16 protein-coding genes are annotated in these 16,200 nt (G+C 60.4%); 2 read left to right on the top strand and 14 right to left on the bottom strand.

The annotated features are described in order from the left end of the window. The 11 genes from FFS13_RS04125 to FFS13_RS04175 form a co-directional block, all read right to left on the bottom strand. A complete protein-coding gene (locus tag FFS13_RS04125; protein ID WP_137817841.1) occupies window positions 1–990 on the bottom strand; it encodes a DNA polymerase III subunit delta' in 990 nt (329 codons plus the stop codon). Window positions 991–1,245: 255 nt separating this feature from the next. Then, on the bottom strand, window positions 1,246–1,878 hold the full coding sequence (gene tmk / locus FFS13_RS04130) for a dTMP kinase (protein ID WP_137818010.1): 633 nt from the start codon (window positions 1,876–1,878) through the stop codon (window positions 1,246–1,248). 20 nt (window positions 1,879–1,898) lie between these two features. Beyond that, window positions 1,899–2,948, bottom strand: coding sequence for an endolytic transglycosylase MltG (gene mltG, locus FFS13_RS04135; RefSeq protein ID WP_137817842.1), 1,050 nt, complete (start codon window positions 2,946–2,948; stop codon window positions 1,899–1,901). Window positions 2,949–2,951: 3 nt separating this feature from the next. Next, on the bottom strand, window positions 2,952–3,767 hold the full coding sequence (gene pabC / locus FFS13_RS04140) for an aminodeoxychorismate lyase (protein ID WP_137817843.1): 816 nt from the start codon (window positions 3,765–3,767) through the stop codon (window positions 2,952–2,954). After that, window positions 3,767–5,011: a beta-ketoacyl-ACP synthase II gene (fabF, locus tag FFS13_RS04145; RefSeq protein WP_137817844.1), complete on the bottom strand. Its 1,245-nt coding sequence runs from the start codon at window positions 5,009–5,011 to the stop codon at window positions 3,767–3,769. The genes pabC and fabF overlap by 1 nt, the downstream gene beginning before the upstream one ends. A gap of 111 nt (window positions 5,012–5,122) precedes the next feature. Further along, on the bottom strand, window positions 5,123–5,356 hold the full coding sequence (gene acpP, locus FFS13_RS04150; protein ID WP_058066290.1) for an acyl carrier protein: 234 nt from the start codon (window positions 5,354–5,356) through the stop codon (window positions 5,123–5,125). Between the two features lie 194 nt (window positions 5,357–5,550). After that, window positions 5,551–6,294: a 3-oxoacyl-ACP reductase FabG gene (fabG, locus tag FFS13_RS04155; protein ID WP_137817845.1), complete on the bottom strand. Its 744-nt coding sequence runs from the start codon at window positions 6,292–6,294 to the stop codon at window positions 5,551–5,553. A 16-nt stretch (window positions 6,295–6,310) separates the two neighbouring features. Continuing rightward, on the bottom strand, window positions 6,311–7,249 hold the full coding sequence (gene fabD / locus FFS13_RS04160; protein WP_137817846.1) for an ACP S-malonyltransferase: 939 nt from the start codon (window positions 7,247–7,249) through the stop codon (window positions 6,311–6,313). A 103-nt stretch (window positions 7,250–7,352) separates the two neighbouring features. Further along, on the bottom strand, window positions 7,353–8,363 hold the full coding sequence (gene plsX, locus FFS13_RS04165; protein WP_137817847.1) for a phosphate acyltransferase PlsX: 1,011 nt from the start codon (window positions 8,361–8,363) through the stop codon (window positions 7,353–7,355). A gap of 3 nt (window positions 8,364–8,366) precedes the next feature. Then, window positions 8,367–8,549 carry a 50S ribosomal protein L32 gene (gene rpmF, locus FFS13_RS04170; RefSeq protein ID WP_003245185.1) on the bottom strand — a complete coding sequence of 61 codons (183 nt, stop codon included), beginning with the start codon at window positions 8,547–8,549 and terminating at the stop codon, window positions 8,367–8,369. Between the two features lie 12 nt (window positions 8,550–8,561). Continuing rightward, window positions 8,562–9,089, bottom strand: a complete 528-nt coding sequence (locus tag FFS13_RS04175; protein ID WP_137817848.1) for a YceD family protein — start codon at window positions 9,087–9,089, stop codon at window positions 8,562–8,564. Between the two features lie 106 nt (window positions 9,090–9,195). On the opposite strand from FFS13_RS04175, the gene FFS13_RS04180 reads away from it, so the two are divergent. Beyond that, complete coding sequence (locus FFS13_RS04180) at window positions 9,196–9,774, top strand: nucleoside triphosphate pyrophosphatase (protein WP_137817849.1); 579 nt, start codon at window positions 9,196–9,198, stop codon at window positions 9,772–9,774. A gap of 75 nt (window positions 9,775–9,849) precedes the next feature. On the opposite strand, the gene FFS13_RS04185 is transcribed toward FFS13_RS04180, so the two are convergent. Genes FFS13_RS04185 through rluC form a run of 3 tightly spaced genes read right to left on the bottom strand, consistent with a single transcriptional unit; the run spans window position 9,850 to window position 12,461 of the window. Then, window positions 9,850–10,830 carry a S49 family peptidase gene (locus tag FFS13_RS04185; protein WP_137817850.1) on the bottom strand — a complete coding sequence of 327 codons (981 nt, stop codon included), beginning with the start codon at window positions 10,828–10,830 and terminating at the stop codon, window positions 9,850–9,852. Then, window positions 10,820–11,515, bottom strand: coding sequence for an HAD-IA family hydrolase (locus FFS13_RS04190; RefSeq protein ID WP_137817851.1), 696 nt, complete (start codon window positions 11,513–11,515; stop codon window positions 10,820–10,822). Before FFS13_RS04190 ends, FFS13_RS04185 begins: the two co-directional genes overlap by 11 nt. Next, window positions 11,508–12,461: a 23S rRNA pseudouridine(955/2504/2580) synthase RluC gene (gene rluC / locus FFS13_RS04195; RefSeq protein WP_137817852.1), complete on the bottom strand. Its 954-nt coding sequence runs from the start codon at window positions 12,459–12,461 to the stop codon at window positions 11,508–11,510. Before rluC ends, FFS13_RS04190 begins: the two co-directional genes overlap by 8 nt. A 562-nt stretch (window positions 12,462–13,023) precedes the next feature. On the opposite strand from rluC, the gene rne reads away from it, so the two are divergent. Beyond that, on the top strand, window positions 13,024–16,059 hold the full coding sequence (gene rne / locus FFS13_RS04205; RefSeq protein WP_137817854.1) for a ribonuclease E: 3,036 nt from the start codon (window positions 13,024–13,026) through the stop codon (window positions 16,057–16,059). The last annotated feature ends 141 nt before the right edge of the window (window positions 16,060–16,200 follow it).

The raw sequence follows: 16,200 nt of genomic DNA on the forward strand, positions 1-16,200 counted from the left end.
CTAGCCCTGTCCGGGCAGGCTTGCCCACTGCACGAGCAGGGCTTCGAGAAGCAAGACACGGTTCAGATTAGCCTTGCCGAGCACTTTCTGCCGCTGCGCGAGCAACCAATCCTGCACAGCCAGGACCTTGGCTTGCGCCGACTTGTCGGCAAGGTATTGCACGACCTTACGCATATCGCCGAGGCCCAGCCCTTCTTCATCCTTGGTCAACTGATAGCGCAAAATCAGCTGCGACCAGTCGCAAAACCAATCGAACAGCAGCAACAGCGGTACGCTATTCCAGCCCTCCGCCAGCTGGCTCGGAGCTTGTTGCTGCTTGAGGAGTTTCTTCACCCCCTCCACCACCTGCGCCCGCTGTTCACGCACACCCTGCCCCTGCAAGCTAACTGCGGCGAGTGGCGAACCCGCGGCCAAGCTCAGCAGCTCGCGACGCTCCTCGGCGCTGCTCTCGGGTAGCGCCTGCGCCAACCAGACCAAGCTATCCGCCTCACTGGGCAACGGACAGGCCTGTTGCACGCAGCGGCTTTTCACTGTGGGTAACAGTCGGCTGGGCTGATGGCTGACCAACAACAAAACCGTATCGCCAGACGGCTCTTCCAGGCTTTTCAGCAGGGCGTTGGCGGCATTCAGGTTCATCGCCTCAGCCGGCTCGACCAGCACCACCTTGCGCCCGCCGAGTTGTGCAGTCTGCACGACGAAGCTCACCAGCTCACGCACCTGGTCAACCTTGATCGCCTTGTCAGCCTCTTCCGGCTCCAAGATGAAGTTATCCGGGTGAGTGCCGGCCGCCAGCAGCAGGCAGGCCTTGCACTGGCCACAGGCATCCAGGCCGACCGGGCTACGGCACAGCAGCCGCGCCATCAGCCGCTCAGCCAGGGCACGCTTACCAATACCAAGCGGACCATGCAGCAGATAGGCATGCGCATACTGCGTGCGCCCCGCCAAGGTCTGCCAGAGTGCCGCCTGCCAGGGATACACAGGGCGTGTCATCAATTATTTCCCGCTCCGCGTTGTCGCCTGAAAGCGCGCCAGGCAAGGCGCAGTCCGCAGGAAAGAGTTGTTCCCTTGCCAAGGACTGCAACGCAGCATGGCACGCTTTCAGGCACAACCCGAAGGGACGGGCCTGCTGTTGCGCAGGGCTGCGTTACTCGTCGTTGATTTGGAACGACCAAACCACACTCCTCGCGCCTTTCCCTGCGCAACAGCAGGCGCCGTCGCGGCGTGGGAAATAACTGATGACACGCCCTAACCACGGGCCAACTCCAGCAATTCTGGCAACAAGGCATCCAGCGACTGCTGCACCTGGGCCAGCGACTGCGCGGCATCCACTACCCGATAACGCGCGGGTTCGGCAGTGGCGCGGCGCAGATAGGCCTGACGGACAGACTCAAAGAAGTCGCGACCCTCCTGCTCGAAACGATCCAGCCGCCCACGGGCCACGGCACGGGCCAGGCCCACCTCGACCGGCAGATCGAAAATCAGCGTCAAATCGGGGCGCAGTTCGCCCTGGACAAAGTTTTCCAGAGCGGCGATGCGCGCCTCCGACAAGCCACGGCCACCACCCTGATAGGCGTAGGTCGCATCGGTAAACCGATCACACAACACCACCGCCCCACGCGCCAGCGCCGGACGGATCACCTCGGCCAGATGCTGAGCACGGGCGGCGAACACCAAGAGCAACTCGGTATCCGCGGCCATTGGCTCAGCGCTGGGCGCCAGCAGGAGTTCGCGAATCCGCTCGGCGAGCGGCGTACCACCGGGCTCACGACTCAACACCACATCAATACCCCGCGCCCGCAGACGCTCGGCCAGGTATTCACGGTTAGTGCTTTTACCGGCGCCTTCCGGGCCTTCCAGGGTAATAAACAGGCCGGTCACAGGCTGTCCTTCTTCATGATTCATGGCATGCCCGAGTCCGGGCTCGGGCTGGAACGGTAATCGGCACGGCGCTTGAGTTGATACTCACGCACCGCTCGATTGTGCGCATCGAGGTCGTCGGAGAATACATGGCTGCCATCGCCGCGGGCGACAAAATACAGGCTCTTGCCATCCGCCGGGTGGAGTGCCGCACGGATCGCTTCACGCCCGACCAAGGCGATCGGCGTCGGCGGCATACCGGCAATCACGTAGGTGTTATAGGGCGTCGGCTCGCGCAGATGGTCGCGTGTCAGCTTGCCGGTATAGCGCTCACCCAGGCCGTAGATCACGGTTGGGTCGGTCTGCAGCAGCATGCCGACCTGCAGACGACGGACGAATACCCCGGCAATCTGCCCACGCTCCTGCGGCACACCGGTTTCCTTCTCGATCATCGAGGCCATGATCAAGGCTTGATAAGGCTCGCGGTACGGCAGATTTCCCGCACGCTTTTGCCACTCCTCGGCCAGCACCTCATCCAGACGGGCGTAGGCCTGCTTGAGCAACTCCAAATCGCTCATACCACGAACAAAACGATAGGTATCCGGAAAAAAGCGCCCTTCGGGATAAACACCTGGCTGGCCGAGACGCGCCATCAACTCCGCATCGCTGAGCCCCGCCAGGGATTGCTCGAGCTTGGATTGGCGCGCCAGTGCCGCACGGACTTGGCGGAAGCTCCAACCCTCGACCAGGGTCAGGCTGTACTGCACCACCTCAGCGCGCTGCCACAGACCGAGCAGATCGCGCGCGCGCAACCCCGGCGTCAGTCGATATTCGCCACTGTGCAGCGACTGTCCAGCCAAGTTGAAACGCCAATACAAACGCAACCAGAAGGCATCGCGCAGCACCCCCTCGCCTTGCAGGCGATTAAGCACGCCGCCCGGGGTCGCGCCGGCTGGGACATCCAGCACGTATTCTTCAGGCAGATTCAGTGGCTGCTCGAGTGCATCGCGCTGCTGCCAGGCGGCGAGCGCCAGCAGCAGACCGGCCAGCAGCAGTCCGCCTTCCAGTAGCAGCAATAATTTGCGTATCACGAATCAGCAGTCCAGTAGATCGCGGGCGATGGTCTGCAGTTTACGGGTGAGCGGGCCGACCAGCCAGTCGTGACCTTGCAGCGCACGCACCGGCCAAACCCCATAGAGGCTGTTGCACAGGAAGACTTCGTCAGCCTCGAGCAACTCGACAGTGCTGATCTCGCGCACCGCCACTGGAAGCGCCAGGCGCTCGGCTTGGGACAACAGCTCAGCCCGCATCACCCCGGCGACACCCGAACGGGACAGGTCAGGCGTGAGCAACACGCCATCCTTAACCAGGAACAGGTTGCTGTAAACGCCTTCAATCACGCGCCCAGAGACATCCAACATCAAACCTTCAGCATGCTCGAGATCCTGCCACTCAGCCCGCGCCAACACCTGCTCCAAGCGATTGAGGTGCTTGAGCCCGGCGAGCAGCGGCTGCTCGGCTAAACGCGTCGCACAGGGGAACAGACGCACGCCCTGCTCGGCATTGACCGTCGGATAAGCCGGAGCAGAACTGCCTTGCAGAATGCGCCGAGAGTGAGCCGCTTGCGGCGGCGCGTAGCCACGCACACCATCGCCACGGGTGAGGATCAGCTTGGCTACACCCTCACCCAGCACAGCAGAAAATGCCAAAAGCTCCGTGCGGATCAGCCCCTCATCACAGGGTATGGCCAGACGCGCACAACCTTCAGACAGACGCGCCAAATGCCGCTCAAGCAGCTGTGGCCGCCCGTGTTTGACGGCAATGGTTTCGAACAACCCATCGCCGTAGGCCAGGCCTCGGTCCTTGACGGGCAAGGTCTCAGCTGGGCGACCATCAATCCAGCTCGACATCAGTCGACAAACCGGCGGAACACCAGTGAGCCGTTGGTACCGCCAAACCCAAAGGAGTTGGACAACACCACATCGATGGGCGTGCTCCTGGCGTGGTGTGGCACGAAGTCGAGGTCACACCCCTCGTCCGGCTCGTCCAAGTTGATGGTCGGCGGCGCAACCTGGTCGCGAATCGCCAGCACACTGAAGATCGCCTCTACCGCACCGGCAGCACCCAGCAAGTGGCCGGTCATCGATTTGGTCGAGCTGACAGCCAGGTTATAAGCATGCTCGCCGAATACCGACTTGACCGCTGCCACCTCCGCCTTGTCGCCAGCCGGTGTCGAAGTGCCATGGGCATTGATGTACTGCACCTGCTCAGGATTCAGGCTGGCATCGCGCAGAGCGTTGCGCATGCAGCGCGCAGCACCGGCACCATCCTCCGGCGGCGAAGTCATGTGGTAAGCATCACCGCTCATGCCGAAACCGATCAGCTCGGCATAGATGGTCGCGCCACGCGCCTTGGCATGCTCCAACTCTTCCAGCACCAAGGCACCAGCGCCGTCGGACAATACGAAACCGTCTCGGCCCTTGTCCCACGGACGGCTAGCACGGCTCGGATCGTCATTGCGGGTGGACAGCGCACGGGCAGCCGCAAAGCCGCCGATACCCAGGCCACAGGCAGCCATCTCGGCACCGCCGGCCACCATCACATCCGCTTCGCCAAAGGCGATGTTGCGTGCCGCCATGCCAATGCAATGCGTACCCGTGGTACAGGCGGTGGCAATCGCATAGTTCGGCCCCTGTAGACCCAGATGGATCGACAAGAAACCGGAAATCATGTTGATGATCGAGCCCGGAACAAAGAACGGCGAAATTCGCCGCGGCCCTTGCTCGTGCAAAGACTTGCAGTTGTTCTCGATATTGGTCAGCCCGCCGATACCCGACCCCATGGCCACGCCAATACGTTCACGGTTGGCGTCAGTGACCTCCAAGCCAGAATCACGCACCGCCTGGAAGCAGGCAGCCAAGCCATATTGAATAAACAGGTCAATCTTGCGTGCCTCTTTGGCCGACAAGTATTCCTCGACATTGAAGTTCTTTACCGAGCCACCAAAGCGAGTGGTGTAAGCGGAAAGATCCATATGCTCGATCAGGCCGATACCACTACGACCGGCCAGAATACCCTGCCAGCTGCTCGGAACATCGGTACCCAGGGGCGACAACATGCCCATACCGGTGACCACGACGCGTCTACGCGACACAGCAATCTCCTCTTATTCGGTTTCGCAGCGCGTTGCATGCGCTTAAAGAAAAACCGCACGCCTTTTGGGCAGTGCGGCTTTTCCAAGTCGGGAATCGACGATTACAGGTTATTACGCGTGCGCAGTAACGTAATCGATAGCTTCCTGAACGGTGGTGATTTTTTCGGCTTGCTCGTCCGGGATTTCGGTCTCGAATTCCTCTTCCAGAGCCATCACCAGTTCAACGGTGTCAAGAGAGTCGGCACCCAGGTCTTCGACGAAGGAAGCGCTGTTGGTTACTTCCTCTTCTTTGACGCCAAGTTGCTCAGCAACGATTTTCTTGACGCGTTCTTCGATGGTGCTCATACCTTGTTTTCACTCCTAATGAACAAATCCAGGCAGCTGGTCTGTGGGTAAGTGTATAGAAAGGGTTTTCCGCATTTCAAGCTGAATGCCGAGGACCTTCTCGATCACCCAACGATCTGTCTATAAACCAGTTGCAGCTTTATAACGGATTTTAGACAGTTCGTATGACAGTTTTCTGAAGGCTCCCGTCACATTCAGCTCATATACATTCCGCCATTCACGGGAATAGTAGCCCCGGTGACATAGGCTGCGCCATCGGAAGCCAGGAAAGACACCACTTTAGCGATCTCTTCTGCCTGACCCAAGCGACCCAGCGGAATCTGCGCCTGCAGCGCTTCGCGCTGCGCTTCCGGCAGCTCACGAGTCATATCCGTATCGATAAAGCCCGGCGCCACCGCGTTCACGGTAATCGCTCGCGAACCGACTTCACGAGCCAGGGCACGACTAAAGCCCTCAAGACCCGCTTTGGCCGCAGCGTAGTTTACCTGCCCAGCATTGCCCATGGCGCCAACTACTGAACCGATATTGATAATCCGCCCCCAGCGCGCCTTGGTCATGCCACGCAGCACCCCTTTGGACACGCGGTACAGGCTGTTGAGGTTGGTGTTGATCACGTCATGCCATTCGTCGTCTTTCATCCGCAACATCAGATTGTCACGGGTGATGCCCGCATTGTTGACCAGGATCAAGGGCTGACCAAGATGCTGCTGGATATGCTCGAGAGTACTGGCTACCGACTCATCATTGCTGACGTCGAGCACCAAACCGGCACCTTCGATGCCATGTTCTTTCAGGGTTTCCGCAATACGCTCAGCACCGGCAGCCGAGGTAGCCGTGCCGATCACTACGGCGCCTTGGCGCCCCAACTCCAGAGCGATAGCCTGGCCAATACCGCGGCTAGCGCCGGTGACCAATGCAATTTTACCTTGCAGGCTCATGAATATTTCTCCTAATTCAGACCAGCGCCGCACGCGTGGCGGCGAAGGCATCCGGGGTATCGAGGTTGTAGGTATTGACGCCTTTAACACAACGCTTGTTCAAGCCCGAGAGCACTTTACCTGGGCCACACTCGACCAGGCCGGTCACGCCAAGCCCCGAAAGGCGAACCATCGACTCAACCCAACGCACCGGGTTATAGAGCTGCGCCAGCAGATCACGCTTGAGGGCATCGAGATCAGCCACGACAGCCGCACTGACGTTCTGCACCAGCGGAATCTGCGGGGCCTGCCAGGCGATCGCCGAGACCGCCTCAGCGAACCGCTCAGCCGCCGGGCGCATCAAGTCGCAATGCGACGGTACGCTGACCGGCAGCGCCATCGCACGCTTGGCGCCACGCACCTTACACGCCTCGATAGCGCGCTCGACCGCCGCCGCCGCCCCGGCAATCACTACCTGGCCGGGGGCATTGAAATTCACCGCACTGACCACCTCACCCTGCGCGGCTTCGGCGCAGGCGGCCAGTACATCCGCATCTTCCAGACCAAGAATCGCGGCCATACCGCCCTGTCCGGCCGGCACAGCTTGCTGCATCAACTGGCCACGACGCTCCACCAGCTTCACCGCATCGGCGAAGCCCAGGCTGCCTGCAGCCACCAGCGCCGAATACTCGCCGAGGCTATGACCGGCAACAAATGCCGGGCGCACACCAGCCTCGGCCAACCACAGACGCCACAACGCGATGGACGCAGCCAGGATAGCCGGCTGGGTTTTGTCAGTCTGATTGAGATGCTCTTCCGGGCCTTGCTGAGTCAAGGCCCAAAGGTCGTAACCGAGCGCTTCGGAAGCTTCGACAAAGGTGTCCAGCACCAGCTTCTGCTGCGCGCCGTGCTCAGCAAGCATGCCCAAGGATTGCGAGCCTTGGCCTGGGAAGACGAATGCGAGGGATGCAGACATTTAAACGGTCCCTAATGGTCTTAGCGTCGGGAGGATTACGCCTAGCCTAGCCAAGCGCAACAAACTGAGAGTTGGATGACAGGCTGGCAAGTGCGGTCACATCCTACAACAACAGATGCTCGAGACGACCATGCAGACGCTGCGGCAGGTCTTCGCGAATTTCAATCAAGGCACGGCGAATGGCGCTCTGGAACCCCTCAGGACCAGCAGCACCATGACTTTTCACCACAATGCCCTGCAAACCAAGAAAGCTCGCACCGTTATGCCGCGCCGGCGCCAGATCAGCCTGCAAACGACGCAACAGCGGCAAGGCAAGAGAGCCCACCAGTCGCGAACCCAAGCCTTGCTTGAACAAAGCCTCCATCCGCGCAGAAATCATGGCCGCCAGGCCTTCGCTGGATTTCAACAGGATGTTGCCGACAAACCCGTCGCACACCACTACATCGGCTTCGCCGCGGTAGAGACCGTCACCCTCGATGTAACCGATGTAATTCAGCTCTTCGACCTGTTGCAGCAAACTGGCCGCCAACTTGACCTGCTGATTGCCCTTGATGTCTTCGGTGCCGACATTCAACAGCGCAATGCGCGGACGAGCGACTCCTAGTGCCTCGGCCGCTACCGCCCCCATTACCGCGAACTGATAGAGATGCTCGGCACTGCAATCGACATTGGCGCCCAGATCAAGCAGATGGCAGTGCCCGCGCTCAGTCGGAATGGCCGTGACCATCGCCGGCCGGTCAATGCCGGGCAGGGTTTTCAGCACGTAGCGCGAAAGCGCCATCAGCGCACCGGTATTACCGGCGCTGACACAGGCTTGGGCGCGACCATCACGCAGCAGCTCCAGGGCCACGCGCATGGAAGAGTCAGGCTTGCCACGCAAGGCCTGGGCAGGACGATCGTCCATACCGACAACCTCGCTGGCCTGTTCAACCTGCAGACGAGCGCGATCGACACCCGAGTGGCGTGCAATCAATTCATTCAGTAGGGAGGCTTGGCCGACGAGGACCAGGTGCAACGAAGGGAATTCGGCCAAGCAGGCGATGCAGGCCGGAACAATGCTGTGGGGACCGAAGTCCCCACCCATTGCGTCAATCGCGATGATCGGAGCGGACAAGGATTACTCGTCAGCGCCCTTGTCGATCACTTTGCGACCACGGTATACGCCTTCCGGAGACACGTGGTGACGCAGGTGAACTTCACCGGTGCTCTTCTCAACGGACAGAGTGCTAGCCTCGAGAGCGTCGTGCGAACGGCGCATGTCGCGGGCGGAGCGGGATTTTTTGTTCTGCTGAACAGCCATAATTAATAACTCCTAAACGTTTGGGTCACGCTTTAACTGTGCCAATACACTGAACGGGTTGGACCGCGATACCTCGTCCTCGCTCGGCTCGGGCTCTTCAAGGCCCGCCGGCTGCTGGCAATCTTCAGGATCATGAGCCGGAACAATGGGCAAGGCGAGCAACAGCTCCTCCTCGACCAACGCCAGCAGATCCAATGGATCCTCACCCAATTCCAGCACGTCATAGCCTTGCGGCACAGACTGGGTATTCGCACCTTCTTTCACCACGGCGTAACTGCATTCGCTGTGGATCGGCAGAGCGACCAGTTCCAGACAACGCTGGCAAACCATCTTGACCTCAACGTCGATCGAACTGTGGATTACCACAGCTTTACGCTCGTCGCGCTCGAAAAAAAACTTCGCACGGACGACACCGACATTATCGGCAAGCGGATCGCAGAGTCGCTGCAATTCAGCCAGCGGCAGCTCACCCTCAAGGGTGGCGCCACGATCAGCCAGTTTGCGCGGATCAACGTGAGGAGGAATCGGGCCATTCAACATAGGCGCAGCATTTTAGGGATGCACCCCACGGCTGTCAAAGGAAATTCGGCCTGTGCGCCAACTGGCTCGCTGGTTAGAATCCCCGAACATACCCAAGGAAATCATCATGCTGCCTCTGGTGCTCGCATCCAGCTCCCCTTATCGCCGCGAACTCCTCGCCCGCCTACGGATACCCTTTGCCTGGAGCGCGCCCACCATAGACGAAAGCCGCCACTCCCATGAGGATGCGCCAAACTTGGTGCGCCGCCTGGCCGAGGAGAAAGCCCGAGCCCTTGCCGAGAGCCACCGACAACATCTAATCATCGGCTCCGACCAGGTCGCCGTACTCAACGGGCGGATTCTCGGCAAACCCCACGACCTGGCCCGCGCCCAAGCTCAACTCCAGACCGCCAGCGGCAACAGCGTAACTTTCCTGACCGGTCTGGCACTGCTAAACACCGCCACCGGCACCTGCCAGGTCGACTGCATCCCTTTCACCGTGCATTTCCGCACACTGGATAAAGCACGCATCAAGCGCTACCTGGAGGCCGAGCAGCCCTTCGACTGTGCCGGCAGCTTCAAGGCCGAGGGCCTAGGCGTCAGCTTGTTTCGTGCCACCGAAGGCACGGACGCCACCAGCCTGGTCGGCCTCCCCCTGATCCGCCTGGTAGACATGCTGCTGCTCGAGGGCGTCGATATCCCCTGACACCTATATAAATGAAAGAGCACCGACAAATAAAAGCCCGGCAATTGCCGGGCTTCTATTTGAGCCGAAGCGGATCTAGCGCAAGGCCGGCCCCTGAAACCCCGCCCACATTGCCAATTGCTCGGCAACGCTAGCGCCAAACTTCTTCGCAAAGCGATCGAACGGCGTTTCCTGCACGGTGTAATCGACCAACTCCTTCTCGCCAATCACATCCCGCGCCACCGAACTGGTATTGCCCAGCGCATCGATCAGGCCCAGTTTTAGCGCCTGCTCACCCGACCAAATCAAGCCCGAGAACAGCTCAGGATGATCGGCATCCTTCAAGCGCTCACCGCGACCCTGCTTGACGCTGGCGATGAACTGACGATGGGTGGTGTCCAGCACGCCCTGCCAGAAACGCGTTTCCTCATCCTTTTGCGGCTGGAACGGATCCAGAAAAGCCTTGTGCTCGCCCGAGGTGTAGACCCGACGGTCCACGCCCAACTTCTCCATCACACCGACAAAGCCAAAGCTGGCCGCCGTCACACCGATAGACCCCACCAAACTGGCCTTATCCGCATAGATCGCATCTGCCGCACTGGCAATATAATAAGCACCAGACGCACCAAGATCGGTGATCACCGCATACAGCTTGATATCCGGATGCTCTGCACGCAGCCGACGAATTTCATCGTAGATATAACCCGACTGGACAGGGCTGCCGCCGGGGCTGTTGATTCGCAGAATCACACCCTTGGTCTTCGAATCATCGAAGGCCGCACGCAGGCTACCGACGACATTGTCGGCACTGGCAGACTCCCGATCCGCAATCATCCCGCGTACTTCGATCAGCGCCGTATGGTTGGCACTGCGCGCGGCACTCTTGGACAGGTTCAGCGCCGGAGAAAACAACGCGATCGCGCCAAACAGATAGATAAAGGTCAGCGCCTTGAAGAAAATCCCCCAGCGCCGCGCACGGCGCTGCTCTTGCACACCGGCGAGCAGGGTCTTCTCCAACAGCTGCCAACTCTTGTCGTCACCATTACTGGCAGCCGACGCATTCCATTCATCCGACATATTCACTCACCCCAGGTAATGGCTCACTCGCGCGCAATTCAAGCCAGGCGCGCAACTCGGTAAACTGTTCAATCGCCAAGCGCGGCCCGTAGGCGCGCAGCATATCCAGTGGCTGCGCACCATAGCCGACCGCAACCGAGTCGATGCCAGCCCGGCGCGCCATCTCCAGATCGAATGACGAATCACCGACCATCAGCGCCCGCTCTGGCGCAACCTGACAATGCGCAAGAATCTCCTGCAGCATCAGCGGATCGGGCTTGCTCGCTGTTTCGTCGGCACAGCGGGTGACATCGAAATAATCCAACCAACCCTGCCCCGCCAGCACCCGCTGCAAGCCGTGCCGCCCCTTGCCGGTCGCCACAGCCAAGCGATAGCCCGCAGCCCGGAACTGCGCAAGCGATTCAGCCACACCCGCAAACAGTGCCGACGGTTCAGTTTCCAGCGCCAGGTAATGCTCACTGTAGAGCCGACAGAAGCGTTCGACATGCACAGGCTCAACGAGCTCTGGATAGAGCGAACCCACAGCCTCGGGCAGGCCGAGACCGATAATGCCTTTAATCGGCTCATCATCCAGCGCCGGCAGCTCGCATTCCGCCGCCGCCGAACGCATGGCCGCGACAATACGCCCAATGGAATCGACCAGCGTGCCATCCCAATCGAAGATCAGCAGCTGATAATCAGGCACTCAGCCGCTCCAACGTCTTGAGCCACATCTCATCGACCGGAGCCTCCAGCTTCAACACCCCACCCTCAGGCAAGGGCACGGTCAACTCATAGGCATGCAGAAACAGGCGCTTGCCGCCCAGCTCGCGAATCTCGCGGGAGAACTCATCGTCACCATACTTGGAGTCACCGGCGATGCAATGGCCGGCATGCTTGGCATGTACACGAATCTGGTGGGTGCGCCCGGTAACCGGCTTGGCCTCGACCAAGGTAGCGAACTCGCCAAAGCGGCGCAGCACGCGAAACAGCGTCATGGCCTCCTTGCCCTCTTCGCTAACCTCAACCATGCGCTCGCCGGAGCGCAGATTGCTCTTCTGCAACGGCGCCCGCACTTGCTTCTTGGCGGTCGCCCAATGGCCACGCACCAAGGCCATGTAACGCTTGTCCACACCATCCTTGCGCAAGGCTTCGTGCAGATGGCGCAGCATGCTGCGCTTCTTGGCGATCATCAGCAGGCCCGAGGTATCGCGATCCAGGCGATGCACCAACTCCAGATCCTTGGCATCCGGACGCAACTGACGAAAGGCCTCGATCACCCCGTAATTCAGGCCACTACCACCATGCACGGCAATCCCGGCCGGCTTATTAAGGACGATCAGCGCCTTATCTTCATAGACAATCGCCGCCTCAAGACGCTCAAGCAGCCCTTGCGCCAAAGGCACAGGCTCATCGCGCTCAGCAAGGCGCAAAGGCGGAACACGCACGATATCCCCCGCCTGGAGCTTGTACTCAGGCTTGATCCGTCCTTTATTCACGCGAACTTCGCCTTTACGCAAAATCCGGTAAATCAAAGTCTTGGGCACACCCTTGAGACGGGTGCGGAGGAAGTTATCGATTCGTTGGCCGGCAAGTTCCGGTTCAACCTCGAGCAGCTGGACGCCGGAGGTCGGAGAGGCAGATTCTGTCATCTGTCAATCATAACAATTTTTTATTGAATTGAAGCACTTAATCATTGCTGCTATAGTCCCGAGCGCCGCCAAAAGCGGCCCGGTTTGCGGATGATCGCTAAAACTGCCATCCCCAACCGATTGCAACTACATTCAGGACGTAAGGCCGTCCGACGGGACTTTCGCCGCAAAAGGCCGCGAATAACTCGGAAATAAAGCCTTGAGCCATGACGCGTCATCTGCCACTGGGGCGATGACGGTAAATGCCAACCCGCTGCAGATTCTGCGAGCGGCACCCGATTTTCAGCGATACGTGTAGGGTGGAGATGCACAACCGTCGGACTGCGTAGCTTTATTGAAGACGCTTTATCTCGTCCGCTACCGATGGTTGATTCCTCCTCCTGACTGAGTGCTTCTGTCACCACAGCAAGCAGGAGACGTCCGTCGCGACCCCGGCCCTATTGGCCGACGTCGCTAGACATGGGAACGACTTACAACCGTTTCTGACGCGCACCTGACACCGACCCTGAGAGTCGTGTGTGCCGAACGCCGTTTCCGGCAGCCCGGAAACCGACGGTACTACATGAAAAGAATGCTGATTAACGCAACTCAACCCGAAGAGTTGCGTGTCGCCCTGGTAGATGGCCAAAAACTCTACGATCTGGACATCGAATCGGGTGCACGCGAGCAGAAAAAGGCCAACATCTATAAAGGCCGCATCACTCGCATCGAACCCAGCCTCGAAGCCGCCTTCGTTGATTTCGGCTCCGAGCGCCACGGCTTCCTGCCCCTCAAAGAAATCTCCCGCGAATATTTCAAGAAAGCCCCTGAAGGCCGCGTCAACATCAAAGATGTGTTGAGCGAAGGTCAGGAAGTTATCGTTCAGGTCGAAAAAGAAGAACGTGGCAATAAGGGCGCAGCCCTGACCACCTTCATCAGCCTGGCCGGTCGTTACCTGGTGCTGATGCCGAACAACCCGCGCGCCGGCGGCATCTCCCGCCGTATCGAAGGCGAAGAGCGCAACGAACTGCGCGAAGCCTTGAACGGCCTGGTCGCCCCCAGCGACATGGGCCTGATCGTGCGCACGGCCGGCCTTGGCCGCAGCAGCGAAGAAATGCAGTGGGACCTCGATTACCTGCTGCAACTCTGGACCGCCATCAAGGAAGCGTCCCTCGACCGTTCCGCGCCGTTCCTGATCTACCAGGAAAGCAACGTCATCATCCGTGCCATCCGCGACTACCTGCGCCAGGACATCGGCGAAGTATTGGTCGACAGCGTCGAAGCCCAGGAAGAAGCCCTGAGCTTCATCCGTCAGGTGATGCCGCAGTACGCCAGCAAGATCAAGCTGTATGAAGACAGCGTGCCGCTGTTCAACCGCTTCCAGATCGAAAGCCAGATCGAAACCGCCTTCCAGCGCGAAGTGAAACTGCCGTCCGGCGGCTCCATCGTGATCGACCCAACCGAGGCCCTGGTGTCCATCGACATCAACTCGGCGCGTGCGACCAAAGGCAGCGACATCGAAGAAACCGCACTGCAGACCAACCTGGAAGCGGCTGAAGAAATCGCCCGCCAGCTGCGTCTGCGTGATATCGGCGGCCTGATCGTGATCGACTTCATCGACATGACACCGGCCAAGAACCAGCGCGCCGTGGAAGAGAAAGTCCGCGAAAGCCTGGAAGCCGACCGTGCCCGCGTCCAGGTCGGGCGCATCTCGCGCTTCGGCCTGCTGGAAATGTCCCGCCAACGCCTGCGCCCATCGCTGGCCGAAGGCAGCGGCATCGTCTGCCCGCGTTGCAACGGCCAGGGCATCATCCGCGACGTCGAGTCGCTGTCGCTGGCGATCCTGCGCCTGATCGAAGAAGAAGCCCTGAAGGATCGCACTGCCGAAGTGCGCGCCCAGGTGCCGATCCCGGTCGCAGCTTTCCTGCTCAACGAGAAACGCAACTCGATCACCAAGATCGAACTGCGCACCCGTGCCCGTATCGTCATCCTGCCGAACGATCACCTGGAAACGCCGCACTTCGAAGTGCAGCGCATCCGTGACGACAGCCCGGAAGCCCAGACCTCGCAGTCCAGCTACGAGATGGCGGCTGCCGAAGTCGAAGAAGCTCAGCCGGTTAGCGCCACCCGCACCCTGGTCCGTCAGGAAGCCGCGCTCAAGACTGCCCCACAGCGCCCTGCTCCGACCCCGGCCGCCCCAGCAGCCGAGCCGCAGCCAGTAGCCGAGCCGAGCCTGTTCAAGGGCCTGGTGAAGTCGCTGGTCAGCTTGTTCGCTGGCAAGAAAGAAGAAAAGCCGGTCGTTATCGAGAAGAAGCCCGCCGCCGAACGCCAGCAGCGTAGCGACGAGCGCCGTAGCGGTCGCCAACAGACCCGCAACCGTGGTGGTCGTCGCGACGAAGAACGCAAACCGCGCGAAGAACGCGCGCCACGTGAAGAGCGTGCCACTCGCGAACCGCGTGAAGAACGTCAACCACGTGAAGTTCGTGAACCTCGTGAGCCGCGCGAAGACAGCCAACAGCCCCGTGAAGAGCGTCAGCCTCGCGCCCCCCGCGAAGAGCGCAAACCCCGCGAGCCGCGTGAAGAGCGCAAGCCCCGTGAAGAGCGCCAACCGCGCGAACTGCGTGAGCCGCTAGACGCCCAAGGCCAGGAAAGCCCAAGCGAGGAGCCTGCCGAGCGTAAGCCGCGTGAAGAGCGTCAGCCCCGTGCACCGCGTGAAGAGCGTCAACCACGCGTAGCTGCCGAGCAAGCCGTGAGCGAAGAAGAACTGCTGCCGAACGAAGAGCAGCTGCAGGACGAAGATCAAGACGGCGCCGAAGGCGATCGTCCACGTCGCCGTTCGCGTGGCCAGCGTCGTCGCAGCAACCGTCGTGAGCGTCAACGTGATGCCAACGGCAACCTCATCGAAGGTAGCGAAGAGAATGCCGAAGAAGGCAACGCTGCCGTAGCGGCCACCACTGCGGTCGCCAGCAGCCTGGTCAGCGAGGCTGTTGAAGCCAGCGCAGCCAGTGAAGCCGTTAGCGAGCCCGTTGTTGCCACGACTGAACCTACTGTTGAAGTCGAAGCCGCCGTACCTGCTGAAACCTTCGAGGCAGCGGTCGCCGAAGCCAAACCCGTAGAAGCTGCCGCTGTCGCGGATAGCCCTGCGGAGTCGGCTGTTGAGGTTGCCGCACCGACCGCGGTCGAAACTGCACCCGCTGTAGCCGAAGAAGCTGCGCCTGAGCCGACCGTGGCTCCAGTGACTGAAGTAGCGGAAGTCGTTGAAGTGACTGTTGAGGCTCCAGCCGCACCAGTCAGCACCAGCGGCCGCGCACCGAACGACCCACGCGAAGTGCGTCGTCGCCAGCGCGAAGCTGAACGCCTGGCCAAGGAAGCCGAAGCCGAGCAAGCAGCCGCAGCGCAAGCAGTGGTTACTGCCGAACCCGCCGCGGATGTCGCCCAAGCAGCTGCTGAGGTCGAGCATCAAGCCGAATCTGCTCAGCCCGCCGAAGAAGTAGCCGAAAGCGCTCCTCAGCAGCCAGCTGAAGTCGCTGCCGAGCAGAACGCCGAAGCGAGCAGCGAAACAGAGCCACACGTAGAAGCGCCGAAAGAAACAGAAGACGAGTCCAAACCACTCGTGTAACGTTTCGATCAGCACTAAAAAGGGGATGCCTAGGCATCCCCTTTTTATTGTCTGCGCCTTACTGAATCGCCACGCAGCCCACGCGGCAAGCGCTAACCGCGCCCGCGAATAAGCCGTACGCAAGCTGAAACACGAGCAATG

This window comes from Pseudomonas sp. 2FG (assembly GCF_005502935.1).
Classification (GTDB): Bacteria; Pseudomonadota; Gammaproteobacteria; order Pseudomonadales; family Pseudomonadaceae; genus Aquipseudomonas.

Excerpts from the sequence above, each read along its gene's own strand:
- FFS13_RS04125 (WP_137817841.1), bottom strand. The coding sequence starts at position 990 with ATGACACGCCCTGTGTATCCCTGGCAGGCGGCACTCTGGCAGACCTTG.
- pabC (WP_137817843.1), bottom strand. The coding sequence starts at position 3,767 with ATGTCGAGCTGGATTGATGGTCGCCCAGCTGAGACCTTGCCCGTCAAG.
- acpP (WP_058066290.1), bottom strand. The coding sequence starts at position 5,356 with ATGAGCACCATCGAAGAACGCGTCAAGAAAATCGTTGCTGAGCAACTT.
- fabG (WP_137817845.1), bottom strand. The coding sequence starts at position 6,294 with ATGAGCCTGCAAGGTAAAATTGCATTGGTCACCGGCGCTAGCCGCGGT.
- fabD (WP_137817846.1), bottom strand. The coding sequence starts at position 7,249 with ATGTCTGCATCCCTCGCATTCGTCTTCCCAGGCCAAGGCTCGCAATCC.
- rpmF (WP_003245185.1), bottom strand. The coding sequence starts at position 8,549 with ATGGCTGTTCAGCAGAACAAAAAATCCCGCTCCGCCCGCGACATGCGC.
- FFS13_RS04175 (WP_137817848.1), bottom strand. The coding sequence starts at position 9,089 with ATGTTGAATGGCCCGATTCCTCCTCACGTTGATCCGCGCAAACTGGCT.
- FFS13_RS04180 (WP_137817849.1), top strand. The coding sequence starts at position 9,196 with ATGCTGCCTCTGGTGCTCGCATCCAGCTCCCCTTATCGCCGCGAACTC.
- FFS13_RS04185 (WP_137817850.1), bottom strand. The coding sequence starts at position 10,830 with ATGTCGGATGAATGGAATGCGTCGGCTGCCAGTAATGGTGACGACAAG.
- rluC (WP_137817852.1), bottom strand. The coding sequence starts at position 12,461 with ATGACAGAATCTGCCTCTCCGACCTCCGGCGTCCAGCTGCTCGAGGTT.
- rne (WP_137817854.1), top strand. The coding sequence starts at position 13,024 with ATGAAAAGAATGCTGATTAACGCAACTCAACCCGAAGAGTTGCGTGTC.